We start from the raw sequence: 12405 nt of genomic DNA, 5'->3' as shown, positions 1-12405 counted from the left end.
TTTGCTCCGACCTGCCCCCAGCGCCCCTCAGGCGAGACGCGCATCGCCGGAGGCGCCTTCGGCTTATCCAACCTACTCGGCCGCGGCGGGAACGAAGCGCAAGGCCAGGCCGTTGTTGCACCAGCGCAGGCCCGTCGGCTCGGGACCATCCTCGAAGACATGCCCCTGGTGGCCGCCACAGCGGGCGCAGTGGTACTCGGTGCGCGGCCAGATCAGCTTGTAGTCCACCTGGGTCAACAGGTGGCCTTCCACGTGCTCGAAGAAGCTCGGCCAGCCGGTGCCCGAGTCGTATTTCATGGCGCTGGTAAAGAGCAGCAGGTCGCAGCCGGCGCAGCGATATTCGCCGTCGCGCCACTCGCCATCGAGCGGGCTGGAGTAAGCCGGCTCGGTGCCGTGATCGCGAAGGATCTCGAATTGCTCGGGGGTCAGCCGCTCCCGCCACTCGGCCTCGCTCAACTCCAGGGACTCGAGGCCCGGTGCGGCCGAGAGGTCGAGACGCGGCCGGGCATTGGCCAGGACGGGGAAGAGACCCGCCAGGCCGCCGGCGCCCAGGAAGCCCAGAAAATGACGTCGTTTCATGGTGCCTCTCCTTCGACAGGGTTACCCAGGGTACGCATGACACCTCGACGCGGATGCAGCGCAAAACGGGGAAGGCTTACGCCCTCCCCGTCTCAGACCCCGGCACTGGGCCGGGGTTCGTTACTGTGCCGCGTGCCGACTTAGCCCTGCTGCGGGCCGGCGGCGATGATCGCCGGATCGACGCCGGCGAACTTCTCGAAGTTGGCCACGAACTTGGCCACCAGCGCCTGCATCTGCGCCTGGTAGGCGGCCTGGTCGTCCCAGGTCTGGCGCGGGTCGAGCAGTTGGGTATCGACGCCGGGCACCGCCACCGGCACCTCCAGGTTGAGGCCGTCGATACGCCGGGTCTCCACATCGCGCAGGGCGCCGGACTGGATGGCGCTAATAATGGCGCGGGTGGTGGGAATGCTGAAGCGCGAGCCGCCCTGGCCGTAGGCGCCGCCGGTCCAGCCGGTGTTGACCAGGTAGACGCGGGCGTCGTTGGCCTTGACCCGCTTGATCAGCAGGTCGGCGTACTCGCGTGCCGGGCGCGGGAAGAAGGGCGCGCCGAAGCAGGTGGAGAAGGTCGCCTCGAGGCCGGCGGAGGAGCCCATCTCGGTGGACCCCACCTTGGCGGTGTAGCCGGACAGGAAGTGGTAGGCGGCGGCTTCCTCGGAGAGCAGCGACACCGGCGGCAGCACGCCGCTCATGTCGCAGGTCAGGAAGATGATGGCGTTGGGCTCGCCGGCACGGTTCTCGGGCACCCGCTTGTCGATATGCTCCAGCGGATAGGCGGCCCGGGAGTTCTGGGTCAGGCTGTCGTCGGCGTAGTCGGGCGCGCGGCGGTCATCCAGCACCACGTTCTCCAGCACGGCGCCGAACTTGATGGCGCGCCAGATCACCGGCTCGTTCTTCTCGGAGAGGTCGATGCACTTGGCGTAGCAGCCGCCCTCGATATTGAACACCGTGCCCTCGCCCCAGCCGTGCTCGTCGTCACCGATCAGGTAGCGGGCCGGGTCGGCGGAGAGGGTGGTTTTGCCGGTGCCGGAGAGGCCGAAAAACAGGCAGGTCTGGCCATCCTCGCCAACGTTGGCGGAGCAGTGCATGGGCAGCACGTCGGAGGCCGGCAGCAGGAAGTTCTGCACGCTGAACATGGCCTTCTTCATCTCGCCGGCGTAACGCATGCCGGCGATCAGCACCCGGCGCCCGGCGAAATCGAGGATCACGCAGGCCTCGGTGCCGGTGCCGTCGCGCTGCGGCTCGCAGACGAAGTTGGCGGCGTTGAGGATGGTCCACTCGTCGCGACGCGCCGGGTTATAGGCCTCGGGGCGCACGAACATGGTACGGCCAAAGAGGTTCTGCCAGGCGGTCTCGGTGTGCATGCGCACCGGCAGGTAGTGCTGGGGGTCGGCGCCCACATGCACTTCGGAGAGGTAGTGCTCGCGCTCGCCCAGGTAGGCCTCGACGCGACGCCACAGCGCCTCGAACTTGTCGGCGTCGAAGGGACGGTTGACGCTGCCCCAGTCGATCTGGTCGCGGGTGGACGGCTCCTCGACGATAAAGCGATCCGCCGGCGAACGCCCGGTACGCTCCCCCGTCTTGACGACCAGGGCGCCGTTGTCGGCCAGCTGTCCCTCGCCCCGCAGCAGGGCGCGCTCGATCAGCTCGGCACTGCTCAGGTTGGTGAAGACGCGGGGAGTGGCGGACAAAGCGGCGCTTGCGGCTTGGGTGGTGGTCATGTCGGTGTCCTGGGCCATGCGGCCTGTTCTCTCTCGTGGGTCGTAGCTACGACAGGTGGGCTGCCTGCCCGATGCCCCGGACGCTGTACCGCCTCTTATGACATCGGGCCGCCTGTAAAGGGCGCTCATTATGACAAAAACTAATGCGCGGACAAAGGATCTCGTTCGCCGATTATCATGTAGTTTTACTACTACATAACGACCGTTGTTGGCATATGAAACCCCGGCGCAAGGCCGGGGCCTCGGATATCGATCGAGCGGGCACTCCCCCTTCAATGCAGGGTGGGCGGCGGCGCATCCGGCGCCTCGATCAACCCCTCCACCTCGGCGGCACCGAAGTGGTAGCGGGTGTGGCAGAAGTGACACTCGGTCTCGATGCCCTGGTGCTCGGCGACGATCTCGCGCAGCTCCTCGGCGCCCAGGGAGAGCAGCGACTGGGCGATCCGCTCCCGGGAGCAGGTACAGCCGAAGCGCAGTGCCTTGGGCTCGAAGACCCGCACCGTCTCCTCGTGGTAGAGGCGATGCAGCAGGTCATGTTGCTCGAGCCCGAGCAGCTCCTCGTCGCGCACGGTATCGGCCAGGTGCACGGTACGCTCCCAGGCGTCCGCATCATGGGGACGACCGTCGTCGGGCATCTGCTGCAGCAGCAGGCCGGCGGCGCGCTTGCCATCGGCGGCCAGCCACAACCGGGTGGGCAACTGTTCGGACTGGGCGAAATAGGCCTCCAGGCAGGCCGCCAGGCTCGCCTCCTTGAGCTCGACGATACCCTGGTAGCGGCGCCCCTCCCGGGGGTCTAGGGTGATGACGATATGCCCCGACCCCAGCAGCTCGCGGAAGTAGGCGGCCGCGTCGGGCAGGTCGGCCCCCTCGGCCAGGCGGGCGATGGCGCGCAGCTCACCGCCAGGATTGGACTCCGCCATCAGCAGGGCCAGGGCCCCCTCGCCGCGCACCTCCAGGCTCAGGGTGCCATCGAGCTTGACGGTATCGGTGAGCAGAGCCACCGCCGCCAGCATCTCGCCCAACAGGCGGCGTACCGGGGCCGGGTAGGCCTGCTTGTCGAGCACCTCGGCATAGGCCGCCTCCAGGGAGACGATCTCGCCGCGCACCTGGGTATCGTCGAAGAGAAAACGCTGAATCTGATCGGTCATGGAAAAAACCTGAAAATAGACATCGGTGAGAGGGCGTCAGTCGCCCTGGCGGCGCTGGAAGCGCTGGATCTCGCGGCGCTGCTTCTTGTCGGGGCGCTTGAGGGGGTGCTGCATGGCCTGATTGGTCAGGCGCCGGGCCTCGCTTTCACGCTCGCGACGCGACACGCTCTCGGCGGTCTCGCGGTAGAGGGCACGAGCCTCGGGAGCGCCGCGGCGCTGATCGGAAAGCGCCAGCACCTCCACCTCCCAGACGTCCCAGCCCTGGGGCACGCGGATCAGGGCGCCTAGCTCCACGCTCTTGCTGGTCTTGGCCCGGTCACCGTTGTAGTGCACCTTGCCGCCTTCAATGGCCTTCTTGGCCAGGGCGCGGGTCTTGAAGAAACGCGCCGCCCACAGCCATTTGTCGAGTCTGACGCTGTCCATGGGGCCTCCTTAAGCCTGCGGCGGGTGCTCGGCGGGCAGGATGGTGGCAAAACGATCCAGGGCGATAAACTCCTCCAGTTCGCGTTCCGGCTTGGTACTGTCGGGCTGCTTGATGCCCAGCAGGTGGCGGATTCCGAACTCCCGGGCGCTCTCCAGCACCGCGGGGTTATCGTCGATAAAGAGGGTCCGAGCCGGGTCGAAGGGCTCCACTTCCTGGAGCTCGAACCAGAACTCCTGGGCCTCCTTGGGCACGCCCAGGTCCGCCGAGGAGACGATGGCATCCAGGTACTCCTCCAGGCCGGTCAGCGGCAACTTGAGCTCGAGGCTGGCACGGTCGGCGTTGGTGGCCAGCACCACCCGGGGGTGGGCCCGCTTGAGCCACTTGAGAAAATCCAGGGCATCGCCGCGCAGGCCGATCAGGTGCTGGACCTCGCGCTTGAGGGCGACGATATCGACTCCCAGCTCGCGGCTCCAGTAGGCCAGGCTGTACCAGTTGAGGGTACCCTGCTCGCCGATGATCCGCTCACGCAGCTGGTGCTGGCTGGCCTCGTCCAGGCGGTGCAGCTCCCCATAGCGACGCGGCAGGTGCTCCAGCCAGAAGTGGCTGTCGAAATGCAGGTCCAGCAGGGTGCCGTCCATGTCGAGCAGGACGGTATCGATGGCTTGCCAATCGATCATTGGCCTTGAGCTCCACGTTCGGGGATTGGGAAACGCTGAATAAATCGGCGAGCGGGATGAAGCACAAGGCGCCCGCAGCGCAGAAACCGGAGCCTAGGCGGTACTAGGTGAGGATTTCGAGCAGCGCGCAACGCAGTGATTCGCCCGCGCAGGCATTTATGCAGTGCTTCCATAGGATGCTATTGTACAAAATCCCCCCGCCCCACGCACCGCCCCACGGAGTCTCCATGTACCCCAGCAAGCCCCGCATCCTCTCCCAGCGCGAAGTCACCCGCAGCCGACTGTTCCGGGTCGAGGAGCTGGAGCTGCGCTTCAGCAACGGCGAGGAGCGCCACTTCGAGCGCCTGATGGGCAGCGACCAGGGGGCGGTGATGATCGTCGCCATGCCCGACCCGGAACATGTGCTCTTGATCCGCGAGTACGCCGCCGGCTTCGAGGACTATGTGCTGACCCTGCCCAAGGGGCTGGTGGATCCCGGCGAGGATGTCGTCACCGCCGCCAACCGCGAGCTGATGGAGGAGTGCGGCTTCGGGGCCAACAATATCGAGCCGCTGGTGGAGCTCTCCCTGGCCCCCAACTACATGCGCCACCGCATGCAGGTGATGCTGGCCAGCGACCTCTATCCGCAGCGCCTGCCCGGCGACGAGCCGGAGCCGCTGATCGTCGAGACCCACGCCATCGACGAGCTGCCGGCGCTGTTGGCCCGGGAAGACTTCCACGAGGCCCGGGCCATCGCCGCCCTCTATATCGCCCGGGAGCGACTGCGCGGCGAGCGGCCCCACCCGCTTACCTGGTAGCCCCCCGTTACAGGCTGACCCAGCGCCGCTGGCGATGGCTGGTCAGCCCCGCCTCCAGCAGCGCCATCACCGCGATGGCTTCCTCCACGCTCACCGGCATGGGCCCCTCGCCGCGTAGCGCCGCGGCCACCCCCTGGTAGTAGGCGAGATAATCCCCCGGCAGGCTGGGGTGCTCCCGGGACACCGGCTCGCTCGCCTCCGCCGCCAGGCAGAGTCGTCCCGGGGCATCCAGGCCCCATCCCGGGCTCGGCGAGTCACCAGCCTTGAGGCGCTCCTCCTGGGGGTCCAGGCCAAACTTCACGTAGCTGCCGCGGGTGCCATGCAGCCGCCAGCGCGGCGTCTCCTCCGCCACCAGGGTGCCCGCCTTGAGCTCCACGCTGAGCCCCTCGTAGTCGAGCAGGGCGGTGAATTCGTCATCGACCCGGGCGCCGTCGCGGCGTGACGCCAGGTCGAGGAGGATCGCCCGGGGCCTGCCGAAGAGCACCAGGGCCTGATCCAGAAGGTGCGGGCCCAGGTCGTACCAGATGCCGCCGCCAGGGCGCGGCGACTCCCGCCAGCGGTCGCGCACCTCGGGACGGAAGCGGTCGAAGCGCGATTCCACCCGGGTGACCCGCCCCAGGCTCCCCTCGGCCAGCAGCGCCTCGAGGGTCAGGAAATCGCTGTCCCAGCGACGGTTATGGAACACCGACAGGCCCTTGCCCTGCGCCTCCGCCAGGGCCTCGAGGGCCCGCGCTTCGGTCAGGTCCAGGGTAAAGGGCTTGTCCACCACCACGTGCTTGCCCGCCTCCAGGGCGGCGCGAGCCAGGGGGTAGTGGGTCTCGTTGGGAGTGGGAATCACCACCAGGTCGATCTCCGGGCGGGCGAAGAGCGCCTCGGGGTCGGCCTCCACCACCACCCCCGGCAGGGCCTCGGTCACCTTGGCGGCATCGCTCGAGGCCACCGCGGCGAGGGTCAGTCCCGGCGTGGCCTGGATCAACGGCACATGGAAAACCTGGCTGGCGAAGCCATAGCCCACCAGGCCAACCTGAATCGTTTCAGTCATAGGCGCTCCTCCTGTCGGCGACTTATCGCCGCTTGCGTGATCGATATCATAAAAGGATCAAAGAATGGTCATCCACCTCGCCCGGGAGTCACCCATACTGAATGGCGCTGGCTCATTCACCCGAGATCCACTCATCCGAGCAAGGAGGATAACGATGTGCTGTGAACTGGAAAGCCTGGAAGCGATGGAGTTCTGGTACGCCATCGAGTGCGAACTGCAGGTTGAGGCCGAAACCCAGGCCCCCGAGGCGCCCCTGGACCGCGCTGCCTGATTCCGAGCGAGTCCCGAATCGCAAGACCCGCGCCGAGGCGCGGGTCTTTTTGCTGGGGCGAATCAATCCAGCTTGGAGAGATCCCGCACCGCGCCCTTGTCGGCGGAGGTGGCCAGCAGCGCATAGGCCTTGAGGGCCGCGGAGACCTTGCGGTCGCGCTGGATGCTCGGCTTCCAGGCATCGCTGCCCTTGGCCTCCATGGCCGCCCGGCGCGCCGCCAGCGCCTCGTCGGAGAGCTTGACGTCGATGCTGCGGTTGGGGATATCGATGCGAATGAGATCGCCCTGCTCCACCAGGCCGATGGCGCCCCCCGCCGCCGCCTCCGGCGAGACGTGCCCGATGGAGAGCCCGGAGGTGCCGCCGGAGAAGCGCCCGTCGGTGAGCAGTGCACAGGCCTTGCCCAGTCCCTTGGATTTCAGGTAGGAGGTCGGGTAGAGCATCTCCTGCATGCCCGGGCCGCCCTTGGGCCCCTCGTAGCGGATGACGACAACATCGCCTTCCTTCACCTTGCCCTCGAGGATATGCGCCACCGCCTGGTCCTGGGACTCCACCACATGGGCCGGGCCCTCGAAGACCAGGATGGAGTCGTCGACCCCGGCGGTCTTCACCACGCAGCCGTCCACGGCGATATTGCCCTTGAGCACCGCCAGGCCACCCTCCCGGGAGAAGGCGTGGCCCAGGTCGCGGATGCAGCCGGTGGCGCGGTCGCCGTCGAGGCTCGGCCAGCGGGCGCTCTGGGAGAAGGCCACCTGGGTGGGCACCCCACCGGGGCCGGCCTTGTAGAACTCCACCACCTCGGGGCTGGGGTTACGCATGATGTCCCACTCGTCCAGGGCGGCCTTCATGGAGTCGCCATAGACGGTGGGCACCCGGGTATCGAGGACGCCGGCGCGATCCAGCTCGCCGAGGATGGCCATGATGCCGCCGGCCCGGTGCACGTCCTCGATATGGTACTTCTGGGTGTTGGGCGCCACCTTGCACAGCTGCGGTACTTCCCGGGACAGACGGTCGATATCGGTCATATCGAAGTCGACCCCGGCCTCCTGGGCGGCGGCCAGCAGGTGCAGGATGGTGTTGGTGGAGCCGCCCATGGCGATATCCAGGGTCATGGCGTTCTTGAACGCCGCCTTGGCGCCGATGGCACGGGGCAGCAGGTGCGCCTCGTCGCCTTCGTAGTAGCGCTTGGCCAGCTCGACGATGCGATGGCCGGCGGTCTCGAAGAGGCGGCGGCGGTCGGCATGGGTGGCCACCACGGTGCCATTACCCGGCAGCGCCAGGCCCAGCGCCTCCATCAGGCAGTTCATGGAGTTGGCGGTAAACATGCCGGAGCAGCTGCCGCAGGTGGGGCAGGCGCTGCGCTCGACTTCGGCCAGGGTCTCGTCGTCGACGCTGTCATCGGCGGCCATCACCATGGCGTCCACCAGGTCGAGGCCGTGGTCGAGGAGCTTGGTCTTGCCGGCCTCCATGGGACCGCCGGAGACGAAGATCACCGGGATATTCAGGCGCATGGCGGCCATCAGCATCCCGGGGGTGATCTTGTCGCAGTTGGAGATGCACACCAGGGCGTCGGCGCAGTGGGCGTTGACCATGTACTCGACGCTGTCGGCGATCAGGTCGCGGCTGGGCAGCGAATAGAGCATGCCGTCGTGGCCCATGGCGATGCCGTCGTCCACGGCGATGGTGTTGAACTCCTTGGCCACCCCACCGGCCTTCTCGATCTCGCGGGCCACCAGTTGGCCCATGTCCTTGAGGTGCACATGGCCGGGCACGAACTGGGTGAAGGAGTTGGCCACGGCGATGATCGGCTTGTGGAAGTCGTCATCCTTCATGCCGGTGGCGCGCCACAGGGCGCGGGCGCCGGCCATATTGCGACCGGCGGTGGTGGTGCGGGAACGATACTCGGGCATGATGTCCTCTATATAGTGCTGCCGGCCGTACCCAGAGACGGTCGGCCGGTCGAATCGGTGTCCAGTCCTGCCGATTTTGTCATGTGGCTGGCCATCAGGCCAGCGCCCCTCAGCTACTCAAGCGTTATTCGCCCCAGGGCGTCAGGCGGCCATCCACCAGGGCCAGGCGGCGCTGGGCCAGGGCCTCGATATCCTCCCGGTCGTGGCTGACCAGCAGCACCGCCACCCCCGCCTGCTGCTGGCGTTTGACCAGGGCCCAAAGGCCCTGGCGGTTGGCGTGATCGAGGCCGGTGAAGGGCTCGTCCAGGAGCAGCAGCGGCGCCTGGCGCAGCAGCGCCCGGGTCAGGGCCACCCGCTGGCGCTGGCCGCCGGAGAGCTCGCCGGGCAGGCGCTCCTCGAGGCCCGCCAACCCCACCTCGGCCAGGCCATCGCGGATGCGCCGGCGCTGGGCGGCGTCGAGCCGGAGGCTGGGGACCAGCCCCAGGCCGATATTGGCCCACACCGGCAGGTGATCGAAGAGGTTGTGCTCCTGGAAGACCGTGGTGATGCCCCGCTCCCAGGGCGGCCGCCCAAGCAGGTCGTGCTCGCCCCAGCGCAGGCTGCCGGCGGCGGGCTCCAGGAAGCCCGCCAGCAGGTTGAGCAGGGTGCTCTTGCCGGCCCCCGAGGGGCCCTCCAGGGCCAGGCACTCGCCGGGAGCCAAGTCGAAGCGGAAGCAGAAGTCCGGCGTCTCCCCCGGCTCATGGCGGTCGTAGTGAAAGATCAGATCATCGCAGTGGAGCATAGGCGCCCATGTCATCGCTCGTGGTGTGAAGCTTATCGATCAAGCAACTCTTCGTTGTAGGGTTATCGCAGCTCAGCACGGAGGCACGGGGCTACCCTGGGGCAGGCCTTCGCAAAGACGCTGTGAATCCATCCATGGACGCTCGACTTTTTCCTGCGGCGCTACGCAATCCTGCTCCGCTTGCAGGGCCGGGGTAGGCCATCCATGGCCTACCCGTTCGAAGCAATGCTCCTCACCCCTGAAAAAGACGCTTTGCTCCGCCCTGCCCCCAGCGCCCCTCAGCAATTCCCACAGCGATAGCCCTGCCCTTCGTCTGAGAAGTGGGTTTAGGGTCGAAAGGGGTAGCGCGGGCGGCGGCGGCTTAGGGCGTCGAGCAGGCTGAAGACCAGCACCACCGCCAGCAGCAGCACCAGGGCGGTGGCCGCGGCGCCCTGCCAGCGGTAGCCGCCCAGTTGCTGGAAGAGCAGCATCGGCAGGGTCGGCGCCGCCGGGCTGCCGAACAGGGCGATCACGCTGAAGTCGCCCAGCGAGAGGGTCATGGCATAGGCCAGGGCCAGGGCCGCGGGGCGGCGTAGCCGCGGCCAGACCAGCCAGCACAGCCGCGCCCGGCCATGGATGCCGAACTGCTCCGCCAGGCGCTCCTCCGGGGCCGACAAGCCGGGAATGGCGCCGCGCAGCACCTGCATGGCGAAGGGCAGCGCCATGAAGCCATTGACCAGCACCACCAGGGCGTAGCCGTGCCAGCCGGCGCCCAGGGAGGGGCGCAGCAGCAGGAAGAGGCCGGTGCCCAGCACCAGGGCCGGGATCACCAGGATCAACTGGCCGCTACCCTCCATCGCCAGGGCGGCGAGGCGCGAGCCGCGACGCCGCAGCGCCTCGGCGCCGGCCAGCAGCGCCAGGGCCAGCAGCAGGGAGAGCCCCCCCGCGCCCAGCGCCATGGCCAGGCTGCGCAGCGCCGCCGGCCACAGGCTCCCCCGCCCCGGCAGTTCGGGCAGGCCGTAGAGGCCGGCCAGGGTCACCGCCGCCAGCGGCGGGACCAGCAACAGGGTCAGTCCCAGCAGCCAGAGTCCGTCATGCACCCGCGACAGCCCCAGGGCATCGCGGCGCCACCAGCGCCCACCGGGCAGGCCGCTGCCGGCGCCGGGCACCAGCCGCGGCGTGCCGCCGCGGGTCAGGGCCACCAACCAAAGGCTGAGACAGAGCACCAGTTGGGTGAGCGCCAGCAGCGCCGCCAGGGCCAGGTCGTGGTCGAACTTCAGCGCCTGATAGAGAGCCACCTCCAGGGTCGTGGAGCGGGGCCCCCCGCCCAGGGTCATGACGATGGCGAAGCTGGTGAAGCAGAGGGTGAAGACCAGGGCGGCCAGGCGCGGCAGCAGGGAGCGCAGCCGCGGCCACTCGAGGGTGCGCCAGATGGCGCCCCGGGAGAGGCCCAACTGGGCGGTGAGCCGCCAGTGAGCCGCCGGCGCCGTCTCCAGGGCCTGCAGCATCAGCCGCGCCGACAGCGGCAGGTTGTAGAAGACATGTGCCAGGACGATGCCCGAGAGGCCATAGAGGTAGTCCGCCGGGGTCCCGGTCAGCCCCTCCCAGAGCGGCGCCGCCCAGCCCTGGCGACCGTGCACCGCCACCAGGCCGAACAGGGCGATCAGGGTGGGAATCACCAGCGACAGCTCCATGGCCCGCAGCAGCAGGCGCCGCCCGGGGAAGCGCGGCCGCCGGGCCAGGGCCAGGGCCACCGGGATGGCCAGCCCCACGGAAAGCCCGGTGGAGAGGGTCGCCTGCCAGAGGGTGAAGCGCAGGATGCCGGCCAGCCAGGGCTCCCGCCACAGGTCGCCGACCGACAGCGACGGCGCCTGCCAGAGCAGCGCCGCCAGGCTGGCCAGCCCCAGCCCGGCCACCGCGCCCAGGGCCAGCCAACCAGCGCCCAGGGCCAGCGGCGAGACCCGGCTAGCGGCTGCTGGCATTAAGCCATTCGCGAATCCAGGCCCGGCGGTTGTCGCGCACCTCCTCCGGGGTGAAGGTGAGGCTCGCCGGCTCGATCAACCGCTCGAAGGCCTCGGGGAGCTCGTCGCCCAGGTCGATGGCCGGGTTCATCACGTTGCCCAGGGGGATATGACGCTGGAAGTCCGGTGTCAGCATGAAACGCAGGAAGTCCCGGGCCAGCTCGGGCTCGTCGCTGCGCTCCAGCATGGCGGCGGTCTCCACCTGCAGGTAGTGGCCCTCGGCGAACTCGGCGGCCTGGTAGCGGTCGCTCTCCTCCACCGCCATATGGTAAGCGGGCGAGGTGGCGTAGGAGAGCACCATGGGCGCCTCGCCGTTCATGAACAGCGAGAAGTAGGCCTGGCTCCAGCCCGGGGTGACGGCCAATACCCGCTCGTTGAGGCGCGCCCAGGCCTCGGGGGCCGCGTCACCGTAGACCTGCTTGATCCACAGCAGCAGGCCCTGACCGGTGGTGCTGGTGCGGGGATCCTGGATGATGACCCGAACATCGTCCGGCGCCTCCAGCAGCTCGGCAAAGCTCGCCGGCGGAGTGGCGAGCTGCTCGGTGTCATAGACGAAGGCGAAGTGGCCCCAGTCGAAGGGCAGGAAGGTGTCGTCCCGCCAGTCGATGGGCAGCCGCAACGGCGCGGTGTCGACCCCATGGGGGGCTAGCACGCCCAGCTCGCGAGCCTCGGCCATCAGGTTCATGTCGAGGCCCAGCACCAGGTCGGCGGCGCTGCCCTCGCCTTCCAGGCGCAGGCGCTGGAGGATATCCACTCCGCCGTCGAGGGCGACGAACTCGAGGTCGCAGTCGCCGCAGTGAGCCTCGAAGGCCGCCTCGATGCCCGGCCCCGGGCCCCACTCGGAGACGAAGGAGCCGTAGGTGTAGACGGTCAGGGTGCGCTCGTCCGCCGAGACCGCTCCCGCCGCCAAGCCTAGCGCCAGGGCACTCAGGGTGATGATGATAGGTTTCATTGGCAACCTTGTTGAGTCATGTCTGCGCCGCTGCGCGGCGAATCGCTCGGCACAGCCGAGCTCCCACGGGGCAGCGGCGCGAGCGCCGGATCAGCCGAACACCACCCGG

At 68.5% G+C, this 12405-nt stretch carries 11 protein-coding genes; 1 reads left to right on the top strand and 10 read right to left on the bottom strand.

The genetic code is table 11. From position 1 onward, the window contains the following. Positions 1-72: 72 nt before the first annotated feature. From msrB to yrfG, 5 genes are all read right to left on the bottom strand, one after another. Positions 73-579, bottom strand: coding sequence for a peptide-methionine (R)-S-oxide reductase MsrB (gene msrB / locus HPA02_RS17105; RefSeq protein ID WP_146804414.1), 507 nt, complete (start codon positions 577-579; stop codon positions 73-75). A 140-nt stretch (positions 580-719) separates the two neighbouring features. After that, positions 720-2297, bottom strand: coding sequence for a phosphoenolpyruvate carboxykinase (locus tag HPA02_RS17100; RefSeq protein ID WP_146804413.1), 1578 nt, complete (start codon positions 2295-2297; stop codon positions 720-722). Between the two features lie 272 nt (positions 2298-2569). Further along, positions 2570-3445, bottom strand: coding sequence for an Hsp33 family molecular chaperone HslO (hslO, locus tag HPA02_RS17095; protein WP_146804412.1), 876 nt, complete (start codon positions 3443-3445; stop codon positions 2570-2572). A 36-nt stretch (positions 3446-3481) separates the two neighbouring features. Continuing rightward, on the bottom strand, positions 3482-3868 hold the full coding sequence (hslR, locus tag HPA02_RS17090) for a ribosome-associated heat shock protein Hsp15 (RefSeq protein ID WP_146804411.1): 387 nt from the start codon (positions 3866-3868) through the stop codon (positions 3482-3484). Between the two features lie 9 nt (positions 3869-3877). Continuing rightward, a complete protein-coding gene (yrfG, locus tag HPA02_RS17085; protein ID WP_146804410.1) occupies positions 3878-4546 on the bottom strand; it encodes a GMP/IMP nucleotidase in 669 nt (222 codons plus the stop codon). Positions 4547-4773: 227 nt separating this feature from the next. Between yrfG and nudE the strand changes: the two genes are divergently transcribed. After that, a complete protein-coding gene (gene nudE / locus HPA02_RS17080) occupies positions 4774-5343 on the top strand; it encodes an ADP compounds hydrolase NudE (protein WP_232341142.1) in 570 nt (189 codons plus the stop codon). Between the two features lie 7 nt (positions 5344-5350). Here the strand turns inward: nudE and HPA02_RS17075 are convergent, their stop codons facing one another. From HPA02_RS17075 to thiB, 5 genes are all read right to left on the bottom strand, one after another. Continuing rightward, entirely contained in the window at positions 5351-6385 is a 1035-nt protein-coding gene (locus tag HPA02_RS17075) for an oxidoreductase (RefSeq protein ID WP_146804408.1), read from the bottom strand. 333 nt (positions 6386-6718) lie between these two features. Beyond that, positions 6719-8563 carry a dihydroxy-acid dehydratase gene (gene ilvD, locus HPA02_RS17070; RefSeq protein WP_146804407.1) on the bottom strand — a complete coding sequence of 615 codons (1845 nt, stop codon included), beginning with the start codon at positions 8561-8563 and terminating at the stop codon, positions 6719-6721. Between the two features lie 124 nt (positions 8564-8687). After that, the gene (locus HPA02_RS17065) at positions 8688-9344 is read right to left on the bottom strand and encodes an ATP-binding cassette domain-containing protein (RefSeq protein WP_146804406.1); all 657 of its coding nucleotides are present in this window, start codon (positions 9342-9344) and stop codon (positions 8688-8690) included. A gap of 326 nt (positions 9345-9670) precedes the next feature. Further along, positions 9671-11305, bottom strand: coding sequence for a thiamine/thiamine pyrophosphate ABC transporter permease (thiP, locus tag HPA02_RS17060; protein WP_146804405.1), 1635 nt, complete (start codon positions 11303-11305; stop codon positions 9671-9673). Then, the gene (gene thiB, locus HPA02_RS17055; protein ID WP_146804404.1) at positions 11289-12296 is read right to left on the bottom strand and encodes a thiamine ABC transporter substrate binding subunit; all 1008 of its coding nucleotides are present in this window, start codon (positions 12294-12296) and stop codon (positions 11289-11291) included. The genes thiP and thiB overlap by 17 nt, the downstream gene beginning before the upstream one ends. Positions 12297-12405: the final 109 nt, after the last annotated feature.

The sequence above is a fragment of the Bisbaumannia pacifica genome (assembly GCF_007989625.1).
In the GTDB taxonomy this organism is placed as follows: domain Bacteria; phylum Pseudomonadota; class Gammaproteobacteria; order Pseudomonadales; family Halomonadaceae; genus Bisbaumannia; species Bisbaumannia pacifica.
The sequence above is the reverse complement of the archived record's forward strand: the minus strand, read 5'-3'. Positions and strand labels throughout refer to the sequence as shown.